The sequence below is a fragment of the Roseibium sp. genome, from assembly GCF_965229775.1.
GTDB lineage: Bacteria > Pseudomonadota > Alphaproteobacteria > Rhizobiales > Stappiaceae > Roseibium.
In genome coordinates this window covers 707272-724051 of sequence record NZ_OZ245929.1, presented here as the reverse complement: position 1 = coordinate 724051, position 16780 = coordinate 707272, and the positions used below count along the sequence as shown (strand labels likewise).

General features: G+C 59.8%; 17 protein-coding genes. 9 read left to right on the top strand and 8 right to left on the bottom strand.

Going from position 1 to position 16780, the window contains the following annotated elements; all coding sequences use genetic code 11:
- The first annotated feature begins 169 nt into the window (after positions 1–169).
- The 9 genes from kynA (at position 170) to ACO07N_RS03080 (ending at position 9182) form a co-directional block, all read left to right on the top strand.
- Positions 170–1024, top strand: a complete 855-nt coding sequence (gene kynA, locus ACO07N_RS03120; protein WP_421979626.1) for a tryptophan 2,3-dioxygenase — start codon at positions 170–172, stop codon at positions 1022–1024.
- A gap of 456 nt (positions 1025–1480) precedes the next feature.
- Positions 1481–3217, top strand: a complete 1737-nt coding sequence (locus ACO07N_RS03115) for an ABC transporter substrate-binding protein (protein ID WP_421979625.1) — start codon at positions 1481–1483, stop codon at positions 3215–3217.
- A 125-nt stretch (positions 3218–3342) separates the two neighbouring features.
- Entirely contained in the window at positions 3343–4407 is a 1065-nt protein-coding gene (locus tag ACO07N_RS03110) for an ABC transporter ATP-binding protein (protein ID WP_421979624.1), read from the top strand.
- Positions 4408–4419: 12 nt separating this feature from the next.
- Entirely contained in the window at positions 4420–5511 is a 1092-nt protein-coding gene (locus ACO07N_RS03105) for an ABC transporter ATP-binding protein (protein WP_421979623.1), read from the top strand.
- Positions 5508–6374: a carbohydrate ABC transporter permease gene (locus tag ACO07N_RS03100; protein WP_306144866.1), complete on the top strand. Its 867-nt coding sequence runs from the start codon at positions 5508–5510 to the stop codon at positions 6372–6374. Before ACO07N_RS03105 ends, ACO07N_RS03100 begins: the two co-directional genes overlap by 4 nt.
- A gap of 11 nt (positions 6375–6385) precedes the next feature.
- Complete coding sequence (locus ACO07N_RS03095) at positions 6386–7183, top strand: carbohydrate ABC transporter permease (RefSeq protein WP_353993269.1); 798 nt, start codon at positions 6386–6388, stop codon at positions 7181–7183.
- Positions 7183–7461, top strand: a complete 279-nt coding sequence (locus ACO07N_RS03090) for a DUF2160 domain-containing protein (protein ID WP_319383954.1) — start codon at positions 7183–7185, stop codon at positions 7459–7461. The genes ACO07N_RS03095 and ACO07N_RS03090 overlap by 1 nt, the downstream gene beginning before the upstream one ends.
- 178 nt (positions 7462–7639) lie before the next feature.
- Positions 7640–8035, top strand: a complete 396-nt coding sequence (locus tag ACO07N_RS03085; RefSeq protein WP_306144869.1) for a BlaI/MecI/CopY family transcriptional regulator — start codon at positions 7640–7642, stop codon at positions 8033–8035.
- Positions 8022–9182: a M56 family metallopeptidase gene (locus tag ACO07N_RS03080; protein ID WP_421979622.1), complete on the top strand. Its 1161-nt coding sequence runs from the start codon at positions 8022–8024 to the stop codon at positions 9180–9182. The genes ACO07N_RS03085 and ACO07N_RS03080 overlap by 14 nt, the downstream gene beginning before the upstream one ends.
- A 20-nt stretch (positions 9183–9202) precedes the next feature.
- On the opposite strand, the gene ACO07N_RS03075 is transcribed toward ACO07N_RS03080, so the two are convergent.
- The 8 genes from ACO07N_RS03075 to ACO07N_RS03040 all read right to left on the bottom strand — a co-directional run bounded on the left by ACO07N_RS03075 (position 9203) and on the right by ACO07N_RS03040 (position 16695).
- On the bottom strand, positions 9203–9478 hold the full coding sequence (locus tag ACO07N_RS03075) for an amphi-Trp domain-containing protein (protein WP_421979621.1): 276 nt from the start codon (positions 9476–9478) through the stop codon (positions 9203–9205).
- Positions 9478–10824 carry a metallophosphoesterase gene (locus tag ACO07N_RS03070; RefSeq protein WP_421979620.1) on the bottom strand — a complete coding sequence of 449 codons (1347 nt, stop codon included), beginning with the start codon at positions 10822–10824 and terminating at the stop codon, positions 9478–9480. The genes ACO07N_RS03075 and ACO07N_RS03070 overlap by 1 nt, the downstream gene beginning before the upstream one ends.
- Before the next feature lie 12 nt (positions 10825–10836).
- Positions 10837–11538 carry a histidine phosphatase family protein gene (locus ACO07N_RS03065; RefSeq protein WP_421979619.1) on the bottom strand — a complete coding sequence of 234 codons (702 nt, stop codon included), beginning with the start codon at positions 11536–11538 and terminating at the stop codon, positions 10837–10839.
- Positions 11535–12635, bottom strand: a complete 1101-nt coding sequence (locus ACO07N_RS03060; protein ID WP_421979618.1) for an HprK-related kinase B — start codon at positions 12633–12635, stop codon at positions 11535–11537. Before ACO07N_RS03060 ends, ACO07N_RS03065 begins: the two co-directional genes overlap by 4 nt.
- Entirely contained in the window at positions 12632–13522 is an 891-nt protein-coding gene (locus ACO07N_RS03055) for a GAK system ATP-grasp enzyme (protein ID WP_421979617.1), read from the bottom strand. Before ACO07N_RS03055 ends, ACO07N_RS03060 begins: the two co-directional genes overlap by 4 nt.
- Complete coding sequence (locus ACO07N_RS03050; RefSeq protein WP_421979616.1) at positions 13515–15149, bottom strand: phosphotransferase; 1635 nt, start codon at positions 15147–15149, stop codon at positions 13515–13517. The genes ACO07N_RS03055 and ACO07N_RS03050 overlap by 8 nt, the downstream gene beginning before the upstream one ends.
- Positions 15142–15654 carry an NUDIX domain-containing protein gene (locus ACO07N_RS03045; protein WP_421984371.1) on the bottom strand — a complete coding sequence of 171 codons (513 nt, stop codon included), beginning with the start codon at positions 15652–15654 and terminating at the stop codon, positions 15142–15144. Before ACO07N_RS03045 ends, ACO07N_RS03050 begins: the two co-directional genes overlap by 8 nt.
- Before the next feature lie 171 nt (positions 15655–15825).
- A complete protein-coding gene (locus tag ACO07N_RS03040) occupies positions 15826–16695 on the bottom strand; it encodes a MurR/RpiR family transcriptional regulator (protein WP_421979615.1) in 870 nt (289 codons plus the stop codon).
- Between the last annotated feature and the right edge of the window lie 85 nt (positions 16696–16780).

Sequence of the window (16780 nt, the reverse complement as noted above, 5' to 3'; positions counted from 1 at the left end):
ACACAGACATATGGTTGCGACGGCCTGCCTCCGGCCGGAAAACCGGTGCACCCTTTCGTGATAGCTCTCTTGCCGCTATGAGTTTTCCACCCGGCCGCGTTTGCGTTTGACCGACACGTTCTGGCCGGCTGGCGCGAATCCCCGGCGCTGTCTTGAGCGAGATGTCCCGATGACCGACAAAAAAGAACCCAACACGGCCTACAATCCGGCGGATGACGGCGCTGAAATGGCCTTCGCCGACAAGATGTCCTATGGCGACTATCTCGGCCTTTCAAAAATTCTGACGGCGCAAAAGGCACTCTCCGATGCGCCGGACGAGCTGCTGTTCATCATTCAGCACCAGACCTCGGAACTCTGGATGAAGCTCATGCTGCATGAACTTCATGCAGCGCGCGATGCAATCGACAATGACCGGATGCCGGAGGCGATGAAGCTGCTGGCCAGGGTCAGCCGGATCATGGAACAGCTCAATTCGGCCTGGGACGTGCTGCGGACCATGACGCCGAGCGACTACACCCGGTTCCGCGATGCGCTCGGCCAGTCTTCCGGCTTTCAGTCGCTCCAGTACAGGCTGATCGAATATGTCCTGGGCAACCGCAACATCGCAATGACCAAGCCGCATGCCCATGATCCGGACGGGACCGCTCTGCTGGAAAGCGAACTTGCGAAACCGACCCTCTACCAGGTTGTTCTGAAATTCGCCTGCCGCCAGGGCTTCACGCTGCCGGAAGAGTGCCTCAGTGTGCCGTCGTCTGCGCCGCATGCGGCCGTCGAACCGGTTAAAGAGCTTTGGCAAACCGTCTACCGGGATCCATCCCGGTACTGGGCCCTTTATGAGGTCGGTGAAAAGCTGGTCGACCTGGAGGACTATTTCCGGCGTTGGCGTTTCAATCACGTAACAACCGTCGAGCGGGTGATCGGCTTCAAGCGCGGAACGGGTGGTACGGGCGGCGTCTCCTATCTGAAACGCATGCTCGAGGTCGAACTTTTTCCCGAGCTCTGGCACGTCAGGACCGTGCTCTGAAAGGCCCGTCACTTCGCAGACCTTTTACTCCGATGACCGGTCTGCCGACTGTGCCGTCCGTGTCCATCGAAATGTATCGCCGGTTTCGCCAGGCGCCGATCCAAACGGCATACCGCGTTGCGAAATCCGGTTCGCTTTTTTCGTTTGCACTGCAAAATGAAGCTTGAATGAAGCTATTTCGATGCTGAAGCGAAAGAAGCGAAATCGAAATTTGCGCTATGTGAAATGTCAAAATTGTGCCACACTGCGTTGATCGGCGGCTTGAAACACCTGTTGAATCGCACTTTGTGGGCAAGAATTTCGTCCAAAATAAATTATTAGATTCAATATCTTATTTTTTTACGCCCCCGAAAAAAATACCTACTAAATATTTAGTTTGACATCGTGGCAACGGTGTGACCAAGTATGACGAGCCGGTTACAAACGGCTTTCATACTCACATGGGAGGAGATGAAGATGCGCAAGTATCTACTCTCCGCAGTTGCAGCCGGTGCTGTACTTGCGGGAGCAGGATCTGCTTATGCCGATGAAGCAGCGGCACAGAAGTGGATCGACCAGGAATTCCAGCCGTCCGTTCTGAACAAGGACGAGCAGCTTGCCGAGATGCAGTGGTTCATCAAGGCGGCCGAACCGTTCAACGGCATGGAAATCAACGTCCTGTCCGAAGGCATTCCGACGCACTCTTACGAGTCGGAAGTTCTCGCAAAGGCATTCGAGGAAATCACCGGCATCAAGGTCAATCACCAGATCCTTGGTGAGGGTGAGGTCGTTCAGGCCGTTCAGACCCAGATGCAGACCGGCCGGAACCTCTATGACGCCTATGTCAACGATTCCGACCTGATCGGAACCCACTCCCGCCTGCAGCTCGCCTATAACCTGACTGACTGGATGGCCGGCGACGGCAAGGACGTGACCAACCCCGGGCTCGACCTCGAGGATTTCATGGGAACCCAGTTCACCACGGGTCCCGACGGCGATCTCTACCAGCTGCCCGACCAGCAGTTCGCGAACCTCTACTGGTTCCGCAAAGACTGGTTCGACCGCGAAGACCTCAAGACGGCCTTCAAGGACAAGTACGGCTACGATCTCGGTGTGCCGGTCAACTGGTCGGCCTATGAGGACATCGCGGAGTTCTTCTCCAAGGATGTCAAGGAAATCGACGGCGTCACGATCTATGGTCACATGGATTACGGCAAGCGCGCTCCGGACCTCGGCTGGCGCATGACCGATGCCTGGCTTTCCATGGCCGGCGCGGGCGACAAGGGTGAGCCGAACGGTATCCCGGTCGATGAATGGGGTATCCGCATGGAAGCGGACACCTGTAATCCTGTCGGTGCGTCCGTGTCGCGCGGTGGTGCTGCCAACGGCCCTGCGGCCGTCTACGCGATCCGCAAGTGGGACGAGTGGCTGCGCAACTATGCGCCTCCGGGTGCTGCCAGCTTCGACTTCTACCAGTCCCTGCCGGCGCTCAGCCAGGGCAACGTTGCCCAGCAGATCTTCTGGTACACCGCGTTCACAGCCGACATGGTGAAGCCGAAGTCGGAAGGCAACAACACGGTTGACGATGAAGGCACGCCGCTGTGGCGCATGGCGCCGAGCCCGCATGGTCCTTACTGGGAAGAAGGCCAGAAGGTCGGTTACCAGGACGTGGGTTCCTGGACCATCCTGAAGTCCACCCCGGAAGACCGTGCCAAGGCAGCCTGGCTCTACGCACAGTTCGTCGTGTCCAAGACCGTCGACACCAAAAAGAGCCACGTGGGTCTGACGTTCATCCGCGACAGCACCATCAACCACGAATCCTTCACCGAGCGTGCACCGAAGCTGGGTGGTCTGGTCGAATTCTACCGTTCGCCCGACCGTGTGGCCTGGTCGCCGACCGGCGTCAACGTTCCGGATTATCCGAAACTGGCGCAGATCTGGTGGCAGCAGATCGGTGACGTGAACTCCGGCGCCTTCACGCCGCAGGAAGCGATGGATCGTCTCGCCGAGGAAATGGACATCGTCATGGCCCGCATGCAGCAGGCCGACGAGCGCGCCAACGTCTACGGCGGTTGCGGACCGCGTCTCAACGAGCCGCAGGACCCGCAGGTCTGGCTGTCCAAGCCGGGTGCCCCGAAGGCCAAGCTCGAAAACGAGAAGCCGCAGGGTGTCACCGTCAACTATGACGAGCTTGTTGCCCGCTGGGGTCAATAAGCAAAAGTGTAACACTTGACTCGTCTGGGCCGGGGCTCGTCCCCGGTCCATCACCGATCCGACTGTGACGGGCACGAAGCACAACGCTTCCATGGACTGCCCTGTCCGGACGCGGGCTAGAATACATGTCTCTTGAACTCAAAAACGTCACCAAGCAGGTCCAGGGTATCACCCATATCAAGGACACGAGCCTGACGCTTCAGCCCGGCCAATTCAACGTTCTCCTTGGTGAGACCGGCGCCGGCAAAACATCGCTCATCAAGCTCATGGCCGGACTGGATGGCCTTGCATCGGGACAGATCATTCTGAACGGCAAGGACGTGTCGAAGCTGTCGGCGCAAAAGCGCAATATCAGCCTTGTGCACCAGTTCTTCGTCAACTATCCGCACATGTCGGTCTACGACAACATCGCCTCGCCGCTGAAAGTGGCCGGTGTCGCCAAATCGGAAATCCAGGGCCGGGTGGAAGAAGCCGCCGATCTGCTCCGGCTGAAACCCTATCTGAACCGCAAGCCGCATGAGCTTTCCGGTGGTCAGCAGCAGCGCACGGCGCTCGCGCGCGCCATCGTCAAGACAAGCGACGCGGTGTTTCTCGACGAACCGCTCGCCAACCTCGACTACAAGCTGCGCGAGGAACTGCGCGACCAGCTGCCCGATCTCTTTGCAGGCCGCGGCGCGGTGGTGGTCTACGCGACCTCCGAACCCGAAGAGGCGCTTTTGCTGGGCGGCAAGACCGCCCTGATGACGGACGGGAACGTGGTCCAGTTCGGGCCGACCTCCGAGATCTATCGGAAGCCAAAGGACCTCGATGCCGCCAAGGTGTTTTCAAATCCGCCGATCAACACCGCACCGGTCACCAAACAGGGCGACATGGTGGTGCTGACGGAAGACATTCGCTGGCAGGCGCCGGCGAATGTCGCTGCTCTCAAGGACGGACCCTATACGCTGGCGATCCGGCCGAACCATGTCATGCCGGTGGAAACCCCCGCGCATTCGGTCCGCCTGGAAGGCCACGTCCAGGTCACGGAACTGAGCGGCTCGGAAAGCAGCGCCCACTTCGATCTCCAGGGGCAATCCTGGGTGTCGCTGTCGCCGGGCGTTCATCCCTATTTCGTTGGCGAGGTCCACGCGTTCTACCTGGACCCGAGCCACTGTTTCTTCTTTGCGCCCGACGGCGCACTGGTGGCTTGAGGAGAGAACGCCATGGCACAAATAAAGCTCTCCAACCTGCGGCATAGCTATCACCCCAATCCGTCGGGTGATGCGGACTATGCCCTGAAGAAAATCGACCTGACCTGGGATGACGGCGGTGCGTATGCCCTGCTCGGACCCTCCGGGTGCGGCAAGTCCACGCTCCTGAACATCATCTCCGGACTGCTGGTGCCGTCCGAAGGCAAGATCCTGTTCGACGATCAGGACGTGACGTCGCTGCCGCCGGCGAAGCGCAACATCGCGCAGGTGTTCCAGTTCCCGGTCATCTACGACACGATGACGGTCTACGACAATCTGGCATTCCCGCTGCGCAATCGCGGCCGGGACGAGGCAACCGTCAGGGAGCGTGTGACCGCGATCGCAGAGATGCTCGAGGTCACCGACATGCTGACCACGCGTGCCGCGAACCTGTCGCCCGACAACAAGCAGAAGATCTCCATGGGCCGCGGGCTGGTGCGCCAGGACGTCAACGTGGTGATGTTCGATGAACCGCTTACGGTGATCGATCCGCATCTGAAGTGGAAGCTGCGGTCGAAGCTCAAGGAACTCCACCAGCGGGTCAAGGCGACCATGATCTACGTCACCCACGACCAGACCGAGGCCCTGACCTTTGCCGATCAGGTCGTCGTCATGCAGGACGGCGAGATCGTGCAGATCGGAACACCGGTCGAACTGTTCGAGCGTCCCGCGCACACGTTTGTCGGCCATTTCATCGGTTCGCCGGGCATGAACGTGCTGCCGTGCGACGTGCGTGACGGAGGGGCGTTTTTCGGTGACGAACTGATCAGCCTCGAGGGACCGCTGGAAGGAACCGCAAACGGCGCGGCCGAAATCGGCATTCGCCCGGAATTCGTCTCCGTGTCCGGCAACGGATCTGGCCTTGATGCCAAGGTGCGCAAGGTCGCCGATGTCGGCCGCCACAAGGTGGTCGAGGCCATGGCCGGTGACAGCCGTGTTCACGCGATCCTTGAAGGTGACGCGCCGAATGCCGGCGATTCCATCAAACTCGCGTTCAAGCAATCCCAGACCCGGCTTTACAAAGACGGATGGCTGGCAAGCACGCCTGGGGAGGGTGTCCAGTGAAAACCCAGAATCAACGCGCCTGGTGGTTCGTGACGCCAGTGCTCCTGCTGGTCGCGTTCAATGCGCTCATTCCGATGATGACGGTGGTCAATTACTCCGTCCAGGAAACCTTTGGCGACAACCTGTTCTTCTGGCAAGGACTGGACTGGTTCGAACAGGTGCTGACCTCGGAGCGCTTTCACAATGCGCTCGGGCGCCAGTTCCTGTTCACCTTCCTGATCCTGATCATCGAGGTGCCGCTCGGTATCGCAATCGCGCTTTCCATGCCCAAAAAGGGTCCATGGGTGCCGTTCTGTCTCGTGACCATGGCTCTGCCCATGCTGATCCCGTGGAACGTCGTCGGCGCGATGTGGAACATCTTCACGCTGCCCGATATCGGCCTGCTCGGCTACTTCATGAACCACACGCTGGGCCTGTCCTACGACATGACGCAGGATCCCTTTGCGGCCTGGGTCACCATCATCGTCATGGATGTCTGGCACTGGACGTCTCTTGTCGTGCTGCTTGCCTATGCGGGCCTGGTGTCGATCCCCAACGCCTACTACCAGGCCGCGGAAATCGACGGGGCATCCAACTGGGCGGTTTTCCGGTTCATCCAGCTGCCGAAGATGAAGACGGTTCTGACCATCGCGATCCTGTTGCGGTTCATGGACAGCTTCAACATCTACACCGAGCCGTTCGTCCTGACCGGTGGCGGACCGGGCAATTCCACCACGTTGCTCTCCATCGACCTGGTGAAGATTGCTCTCGGTCAGTTCGACCTCGGACCGGCAGCTGCCATGTCGCTCATCTACTTTGCCATCACGCTGTTTGTCTCCTGGCTGTTCTACACGCTGATGACACTGAACGATAACAAGAACTGAGGAGACAGATCATGCGTCTGAAAAGCCTGGTTCCCGCGCTCTACATTCTCTTCCTGATGCTGCCGATCTACTGGCTCGTCGCGATGAGCTTCAAGACCACCAACGAAATCCTGGCCGGGTTCTCGCTGTTCCCGCAAACCTGGACGTTTGCCAACTACATCGAGATCCTGACCGACCCGACCTGGTACTGGGGCTACATCAACTCGATCATCTACGTGACCTTGAACACCGTGATCTCGGTGATGGTCGCGCTGCCGGCGGCCTATGCCTTTTCCCGGTATTCGTTCGTCGGCGACAAGCAGCTCTTCTTCTGGCTGCTGACAAACAGGATGGCACCTGCCGCCGTGTTCGCGCTGCCGTTCTTCCAGCTGTACTCGGCGGTGGGACTGTTCGACACGCACCTGGCCGTTGCGCTCGCGCACTGCCTGTTCAACATCCCGCTCGCTGTCTGGATCCTCGAAGGTTTCATGAGCGGCGTGCCGAAGGAACTGGACGAAACCGCCTATGTGGACGGGTACTCGTTCCCGCGGTTCTTCGTGACCATCTTCCTGCCTGCCATCAAGTCGGGCGTCGGTGTGGCGGCTTTCTTCTGCTTCATGTTCTCATGGGTGGAGATGCTGCTGTCCAAGACGCTGACCGCCGTCGAGGCCAAACCCATTGCCGCCGTGATGACCCGGACCGCTTCCTCCGCGGGCTATGAACTCGGGCTGCTGGCGGCCGCCGGGACCCTGACTATCATTCCCGGCGCCATCGTCATCTACTTTGTTCGCAACTACATAGCCAAGGGCTTTGCCCTGGGGAGGGTCTGATGCTCGGCTGGATGGCGTGGACCTGGCCGACGGCGCTGCTGTTCGTCGGCATATTTTCCGCAATCGGTCTTTTGACCGTGCTCGAAATCAAGTACCCCGGCGGCGATGCCCGCCGCGGCGTCCTTGGCCTGACGACAACGCGAGGCGACCGTCTCTTCATCACCCTGCTCGGAACGGCCTACATCTTCCTTGCCTGGCTCGGGCTGATGGGTCATCCGCTGTGGTGGCCGCTCGCGCTCAGCATCGGCTGGGGGGCGTTCTGTTTCTGGAAGGTGTGACGTGCAGGCGGAGGCGCGGCCTTTGCCAGCAGAAGAAAACGGGCGGAAACAGCCAAAGCGATAGTAATTTCGAAGCAATCGTGCATGAATAGGTTCCGGGCATGCAATCAAATCATCGCAAAGATCTTTTGGGGCATGGCCTGAGCCGCATCCAATCCTCAATCGGCACAGGGCTGTAATGAGAAAGCGTAAAAGCAACGAGTTTCTGACCGAAGTCGAACTGGAGTTCATGACCGAACTCTGGAAGCTCGGCGAAGGCTCCGTGCGGGATATCCTCGCATCGCTGCCGTCGGACAGACAGCTTGCCTACACGTCCTGTGCAACCATCATGCGGATCCTGGATGAGAAAGGCTTCGTGGACAGCCGGAAAGAAGGCAAAACATTCATCTATACCCCCCGGCTGACCAAGGACACCTACCAGTCCCGTTCCCTGAGAAATCTGTCTGAAAAACTGTTCGACGGCACACCTGCGTCCCTCGTGGCAAGGCTCGTCGACGAATACGAACTCTCGAACGACGATCTGGAGGAAATGAGAGCGTTACTGGACAGGAGGAGGACAGATGACGCTACTTAACCAGGTATTCGACATTTACGTCGATCTGAATATTACGCTGGCCCTCACGGCCATCATCTGGCTCGCCGCGAAACTGACGTTGAACCGGTTCGGAAGAAAACTGGCCTTCAACTATCAGCTGGCCATCCTGAACGGCCTCTTCGCGGTCATGGTGCTGTCGCCGCTTGCGGTGGCGGTTTATCAATACATGCAGGTCGCAAAGGTCGTCCCGGTGGCGGGGTCGCTCAATCTTGCCGACTATGCCGTCTCGCAATATCTGCGCGGCGGCATCGCCATTCCCGCGGAGGACTTTCAATCGCTGCTCGGTCTTCGAAGCCGTGTGACGGAAGGCATCGTGTCCTTCGCACCCGGTTTCGGCATGGCAGTCGGCGTTTTCCTGCTGGCGGGTTTCGCGTTTTTCGCGGCGCGGCTGGGCCTCAACGTCGTACGTCTCAAACGGATGCTGTCCGGATGTCACTCATGGCGACGGTCCGGGCGTCTGCACCTGCTCTTGTCCGATCATGCGCTTGTGCCGTTTTCAGCAAGAGGGCTGACACGCAACTACGTGGTGATCCCGTCGGAACTGCTGGCAAAACCGAGTGACCTGAAATTCGTCCTGAAGCACGAATTCCAGCACCTGCGCCAGGGTGACGTCAGCTGGGAAATCGGTCTGGAATTCCTGCGGCCGTTCTTCTTCTGGAACCCGTTCTTCTATATCTGGAAGTCCGAGGTCGAGCGCCTGCGCGAGCTTGCCTGCGACCAGAAGGTGACCGACGCGTCGGACGTCGATCTGAGATCCTATTGCATGTGCCTGCTGCGGGCGGCACAGGCCGGGCTTAGACGCCGGCAGAGCCTTGCCGCCAAGGACAAGGTCGGCAATGTCGCGGCCGTTGCGCTGATCGAAGTGCAGGACCGGTTCCTGCGCCGGTCGCCCGCGCAAAAGCTCCGCCGACGGGTCGAAGCCCTTCTGGAAAAAGATCGGATGCGTCCGCATTGGGGTTTTGTCTGGCTTGCCGTCCTGCCGATGGTCGCGATCGTGTTCCTGTCCGCCCTGTCCATCCAGAAGCCGGCGGACTGGAGCCAGGACCGGATCATGCTGTCGACCATCATCAATCTGGACCGCATGGACAGAGAGACGCCGTCTTTCGGCCAGCGCCCCTTGAGGTAGGAAATGTCGGGCGGGTGAACCTACCCGCCCTTCACCTTCAGCTTGCCGACATCCTTGTTTTCCTGGCTGTCATTTGTCCAGCTGATGCGCATGTCGAGCCGGGACTGTCCGTCCTCGTTGGTGGCGGTGACCCTGAGATTCATCAGACCATGCGGCTCCAGGGTGATGTCGCCGGTATCGTCGCCAAACTCGATCTCACCCTTGGAGATCCCGCGTTTCAGCGCGTCCAGCATTTTCAGAATGGACTTCTTGTCCTGCAGGGATTGATGCCGGAACCGGCCCTTGCGTTCCATCATCAGGTCAGTCCGTGTTGCTTGAGGAACCGATGCGGATCGAACAGCTTGGCGTGCGGGTAGTCGCGGCTGATGCCGATGATGTTGCCGTCCGGATGAATGATCGTCGCTCCCGTTCCGATACCGTCCAGACCTTCCGACCTTCTGGAATGCCGGTCAAGTGTAATGTCGGCTTCCAGATGCAGCAGCCCGTGCTTGGTCTTGAGTTCCTGGCCCCGATGCCGGTTGACGTGTCCGTGGACCAGCATCTTGATCCCGGCCAGATGCAGGTCTTCAACACCCCGTTCCGTCAGCGGGTGATCGACATCCCGGTATTTGGTGCGCATCAGGTTGGCGACCGTTCCGGAATAGAAAACGAAGGGATCCTTTCTGCTTTCCTTGCGAAAGCGCCTGTTCACATGCGCGATGCCCTTTGCTGAAATCAGGGCAGCCATACTGTCGTCCACTCCGGCGTGAACGAAGAGCAGGGATCCGCTCTGGTGAACGGCCTTCATGCTCTTGAAGAACCACGCGTAGCGACCGGCGGGTTCAACGAAGAGGTCGCGGCATGCCAGTGCCGCGGCATAGAGCTGACGGACCGACATGCCAGCTTCCCTCGCGTGATCGGCAAACTTCTCTGTCTTTTTCTTCAGGCGGCGCATTTCCTTGCGGACCGCCGATTCGTTCAGGTGCCGTGCGGCCATTTTCGGGAAGGTCCGTGTCCATTTCCTGCCCGGGATCATCAGGCGAAGACACGTCTCCTCGTCCGGCATCTCCCGCTTTTCCCGATCCCAATCGACATGCCTGTCGAAGACCTCGCGCAGAAGCGGCAACACCTTCTTTCCCATGCGCACGAACATGTGTGCGTTGAGCGACCCCCGTTTGACGGTCAGAGATTGCAGCCCGAGATAAAGGCGGAGATCGTGATTGCCCGCAAGCAGAACGATGTCCGGTCCGGCCTGCATCAGCGCCGCGAGGCAGTCCAGCAAATCGAGATTGCTCGGGCCCTTGTCGAGGCAGTCCCCGCCAATGATGATCTGACAGCTCTTGCCGAAGGTGGTCAGCTTATAGTCGGTCAGGCCTTGACCTGTGCGCAGGATCACGCGCGCTGCGACGAGGGACCGTAGCAGGCTTTCCGCGTCGGCGTGCAGGTCCGAAATGAAGACGACCGGCCTGTCCGGCCAGCCCCAGGGACCAAGCGCATTCACCCTGGACAGGCTCGTGAAGAGATCCGGTGCCGGGGGTTCCGCAATCATGGTGTCCGGCTCCGCGTTCAGAGGCCACGGTACAAAACTTTCCGGTATGCCGAGATCATCGGCAGCGGCGGGATCGATCGGCGGAAGAAGAGGTATCAATGGACTGTTGGTCATATCCGGGGTTCGTCAGTCGAGTGATGTTTCGAGAGGCTGGCGTTGTTTCCAGCTGCCGCAGTGGTGATGCCAGGTTCCGTCCCGTGCGCGTTTCAGCACCACGGGCCTGGCGTGATGCATGCTGAGGCGGCAGATGTCTTCAAGGCCAAGGATGCCAAGGTGATGTGCGGCATGCCGCAGCGAGGCGCCATGGCCGACGAAGATCCGGGCCATCGGGCCCTCGGCATCGGACAGCCTGTCCATGTGGGACGAGAGACAATCGGCGACACGCGCGCCTGCCTCCATCAGGCTTTCCGCACCCTGGGCCGGGAGCTTGTAATGGCTGTCGGACTTCCAGTTTTTCGGCGGTCTTGCATATCTGGGGTCCCGCGCAAGAATGTCCTCGATTTCGGCAGTTGTCAGGTTGGCAAACGCACCGACGCTGCGCTCGGCGAGCGCTTCGTCCTCGATAACGTGGACTGGTGCACCGCTTCGTGCGGTCAGTTCGGCTGCCAGCGTTGCCGCCGTCTGCCACGCCCGTTGCTGACGCGAGCAGACGATCTCCGGATCGATCTGCCAGCCTCCGGTCTTAGCCAGATCCAGGACGTCAACGGCGGCTGCCCTTGCCTGTTCCTGCCCGGACGCCGTCAGGCCATATGGCTGCAGGGCGCTCGGAGCGCCTGGCTTTTGATGATAGGCGCCGTGGCGCAGCAGGATGGCAAACCGGGCGCTCATCGCGTGTCACCCAGTAGGGCCGTTCCGGCGTCGAAAAGCGCGTCGAAATCGATCTGACCCGTTATTTCCCACGCCTGGATCTCTTCCAGCGCGGTAAGATAAGCGTCTGCATCCAAGGGCGTTCTGTCCGTCCAGAACGGGCCTTCCTTCGTCTGGTAGAACGGTCCCGGGCTTTTCATGATGGCGGGTAGAAGATCCGTTCGTTCCCGGAGATCGACTTTTGTCACCGCGGTCGGCGCGCGGCTGTCACGTGTCCAGTTCAGGACCCAGAAATCGGTGAGCTGCGCTTCGTGGGAAATGCGTCCCGGACCATAGATGTCATCGATGAAGAGGTCGTACTTCTCTTCAAGATGCCAGAGCTCGTCCCGCTCCATGTTCCTGAGCTCTTCTTCCCGCTCCTCGTCGATCAGGCCGGCCAGGCGGGAATTTGTGACGATCGTTCCCGGATTGATCCGCGGCAGCTTCGGGATGCCGAGGGCTTGCGTGCCGGTGCCCGTCTTGCGCACAAGCAGCCGGTCGTTGGTCACATACCGTGTGCCTGCGACTTCCATCAGGCGCAGCATTGCCGTCGACTTGCCGCCGCCTGAGAGACCGGAAATGGCAAGGCCCCGGGCTGCCGTCCGGACGGCTGCAGCGTGGCAGGCAACCCAGTCGTCGCGCTGAAACCTGTTGAGGATCTGCGTGTTGATGAAGTTGATGACCTGGTTGGGATGGTCTTCGGTCGGTCCGAAGGCGACGGCCCAGCCGGACGACTGCAGAAACTGCACGCCGGTGCGGATTTTCAGGACCATCCGCCCGCCGGCAAGGTCGGCAATCGCGTCCTTACGGCCGGTCTTTCCGGGCTCCCGCATCCAGTCGGCAAAGTCGATATCGAACGGGAGTTCCACCTCGCCGAGTACATGGACCGTCAGATCCGGCTCCACCGGCGCGGAGATGACATGCTGAAAGTAGCGGAGCAGTTCGGCAAGGAGTGCAGGCGAGGTGCACCGGACTTCGATCACATAGCCGCCGACGCTGAGGCACACGGGATCGGACGACCTGGTCGCGCGCACCGGATCGAGCGCATCAATGACGTCCTGGACCGAAAGTTCTCTCATCCGCGCACCTTTGCGATGATATGATCGGCATAGAGGCCCGCCGCATCGATCGATGCGCCTTCAAGTGCCCCCCTGAAGCCGCCGAATGCAGAGACTTCGAAGACGATCGGCCCCGTGTCCGTCAGGCCGATGTCGACGGTCGTGAAATCCAGGCCGAAAGGTGCCTGGGCCCGCCGGGCAAGGTCGATCAGGTCTTTGTCCGCGTCGAAGGGTTCGTATTTTCCGCCGTGATGGATGGTCGTGTTCCAGCTGTCCGTCTGCGCGACCCTGGCATAGGTGCCGAGGTATCGGCCGCCCAGAAACACCATGCCGAGGTCCCGCCCGGACAGGTTCACCTTCTGCTGGAGATACATGACCGGATTGTCGGCCTTGAAGGCGGCAATGCCTTCCTTGAGCGCAGGCGTTCCCGCCGCGGCGTCGAGCAGCGTCATGCCGCGTGCCTTGGTCGAGAACAACGGTTTGCACACGGCGCTGCCGTAGCGCTCTACCGCCGCGAGCGCTTCCGCCTCGTTTTCCGTCACGCAGGTGGCCGGCATCGGGATGCCTGCGCTCGACAGGGTGACCGTGCAGCTCAGGCGATTGACCAGCCCGAGGATCGCGGACGTCCTTGAGAAAATCCTGACACCCGCGCTTTCGGCAACACGGAGCATTTCGAGCCGGTCGAGCGTCGCCGGGCTGTATTCCTCGCTGATCTTCTTGATCACCAGTCCATCAAGATCGCAGAGGTTCCGGTTTCCGGCTCTCAGGGTCCGTGTCTCAAGATTAAGCGCGACGTCCGCCATGCCGATCACGGCCCGGAAGCTGGTCCGTTGCTCCAGTGCATCCGCGAGCACTTCGGTCGACCACTTGCCGGGGATTCCGATGACGCCGATTTTCAGGTCAGTCAATGAAGATCTCCTTCACGGGAAGCCGGAACCTGGCTTCCTCACCGGGGGGGCATGCGATGGTGCGTTCGATCAGATACCGGGCTTTCAGCCACATGCGCCGCGCGAGCTGCTTGTCGAAAATGAAGCGGGTGGAGCTGGCAAAGGAACGCGACAGCCCGAGCGAAAGGCGAAATTCGAATGTCTCGTCACCCTGCTTGCGGGCGAAGGCCTTGGCCGCCTTGTAGAGGGTCAGCGATGCCAGCATGATGCGCTGGCGGGTTTCGCGGTCGACGACCTGAAGCCGGTAATTCGACACCATGAAAACCGAGACGTCCTGGACGTAGTCCATGTAGCGCGACCGGTGCAGGTCGATGAAGTGGACGCGATTCTCGTCCCGATCGTAGATGATGTTGTCGACATTGAAATCGCCGTGGATATAGACCGAAAAGGGTGAGGAGACCGCTGCTTCCCGCCGGGTTGCTTCCCGGATAATGCTGTCCAGAGAGTTCAGTTTCTGGCCTGCAAAGCGAATGGACGTGTCCCTGAATTCCGGATGGACCCGGCGAACCTCTTCCAGGCGTCTGGCCAATTGCTGCATGCTGCCGAGTTCTGCGGGCTCTTTGGTCCTGGTCTGTTTCCAGACATCCTTCAGCGTCCGGGAAAGGCAGGCCAGCGCCTTTTCACAATGATCGGCGGGTTCATTCAGGACGATGTGCTCGAAGGTCATGCCCGGAAGATGTTCGATCAACAGAGCAGCGGACTGGTCGCGTTTTTCATAGGACAGGATCTTGGGAGCAAGACCGGGATAGATCGCGTGCCAGCTTTTCACGCCTTCGCGTTCTTCCTTGAGCTTGTTTTTTTCGCCGTCCTTGAAAACGGCGGCGACGGTTTCCGTTTTCCTGTCCTTGATCGCGGAAATGGAACTGCCCGACCGGGTTTCGGCTATCGTTTCGACTTTCAGCCCGGCACCGTTGGTGTCGAGATCCGACATGAGGCTTTGCAGCGCAAAATAACGTTCCAGATTGACGGCCTGCCCGATATTGGCGGAAATCACCGCCTCGCCGATCGTCTTGAGGGATTCGCCCATTCTCTGGAACTCGTTCGCCACCAGGAGGCTGTTTGCGATATCCGCGGGCCGCAGCTTCGGGTCGCGCATGCCGCGCGTGTAGATCTTGAACAGTTTCCTGTACTCGGCCTCGATCTTCTTCTGCAGCTCGCCGATCTCGATTGCCTGTTCGGTGTCGTTGCCCAAAAATGCCTCTTCGATCTTGCACACGCCTCTGCGGACGAGCCGGATCACTGCCGGATAGCGGGCAGGCTCAAGCGTTTCAAATGTGTCGATCCGTTCGACGTGCCGAAGGGACAACCGGGCAAGATTGGCAATTCTGAGGAGATCGGTCGCGATGAATTCCACGCTGCGCAGCGTCAGGTGCTTGCGGTTCCCCGTATTGGTGTTCGCCAGATGCTGGATGCAGGCGGCATGAATGCGCGACTTCAGATTATGGGCGTAGCCGGCGCGATCCAGAATGCGCCTGGCATGCGCAATGGTCGGCGTTTTGAAGAAGGCTTCGAGCTGAAGCAACTGGCCATCGATCTCCGAGCACAGAAAATGGAGATTTTCCCGGATGGTCTTTGGAATGTTAGTCATTGAATGATCCGAGATAGACTTCGGCGTTCCGCCTACAGCCAAGTGAAAACAGTTTTGTGACATAAAGCGGACGCAGATGCCGGGCGTCCTCACCGGTAATCCAGCATGTGGCGACCTGGTGCGGATCGGGTTCGGGACCGAGCCGGGGCGTGTAGGTGTCGGGGACACTGCATGCGAAGATGAAATCGAGTTGATGCTGGCATACCGCACCACCGGACTTTTCCCGATAGACTTCAGCGACATGCACCAGTTTCGAGACGGAAATGTCGGCACCGATTTCTTCGCGGCATTCCCGTTTCAGAGCGGCAACGAGGTCCTCGCCCGGTTCCTGCTTTCCACCGGGCAACGTGAAGTACCGGCCTTTCACAGGGTGCTGTTTTTCCTGGACCAATAAATTTCGCCCGCTCAGGATAAAAGCCCGGGGCGTCGACCGGATGCCCGGTCTGAAGACAGGGTGATTCGGCGTGTCATTCACAGAAATCGCTCCAGCCCCTTCCTGCCGCATCCAGATCCGGGGAGCGTCGAAGCGGCGGTTCGATGTCGCGGCCGGCGTCGATCGCCAGGCGCTTGCCAAGTATAGATGAGTCTCGCCTGAAAGGCCGCCGCGGCTTGTCGAATGTTGTGAAAAACCGATGCCGGACGAAGCGTTTTCCGACTATGGCATCCGCGCGGTGCGTCAGATATCCGGTCCGGACGAGCGGCTTTCCGTTGTCGGATCGATCTCGTTTCTCAAACTTTCCAATGCCCGCATGCGTTCCTGTGCGCGCTGCTGGTTTTCGCGGGTAACACCAGCGATCAGGATTTCGGATATCGCCATGAGGGCAAGGGAGGAATCCCAGGGGGAGGGCACGGCAACCCGCGCGGGCAGCACGAAGCTGGCGATACGGCCGACGGGCGACATCCAGCTGTCCGTCACCAGGGCAACGGTCGCTCCTTGCCTAGCGGCGGCCTCGGCAAACTGGATGATCTCGGTCTGGTAGCGGCGGATGTCGAAAATCAGGACCACGTCCCGAGGTCCCATCCCCAGCAGCTGATCCAGCCAGTTGCCCTGCTGACCGGCGATGTGATTGACGCCCGAGCGCACGATCCTCAGATGCGCCGCCGTGTAACGGGCGAGCCCGTCGGTAAACCGGCCGCCGATCAGGTGCAACGTGCGTTTTTCGTCCGACAGGAGCCGGATCAGTCCGTCCAGCTCGCCCTTGGGGAGGTTCTCGAAGGTTTCCCTGACATTTTCCAGCAGCTGTGAGACGTGGGGGTCGCCGCCCTGTTCCGCCTCGAGCGTGGCGCTGCGGGCGAGCGGCGAGTTCAGCTGGCTTTCCAGCTCGCTTCTGAGCTTCTTCTGGAACTCCGAGAAACCCGGAAATCCGAGACGGCCGATGAAACGGAGAATGGTCGGCGAACTGACGCCGGCGGCTTCCGCGAACTGGGCAACGGTCCCCAGGCCCTGGACGGGATAGTTTGCCATCAGCGCGTGCGCGGCCTTTTTTTCCGTGGCCGTGAATTCGTCGAGACGGTCTCGAATGTCTTCCAGGAGTGGGCGTTCCATAGGTGTGGCCTGCTTTTGTCCGCGGATCGTTATTTTCATTTGACAGCGGCACCAATCTTCGTATCAAATATTACAGAATTCGGAT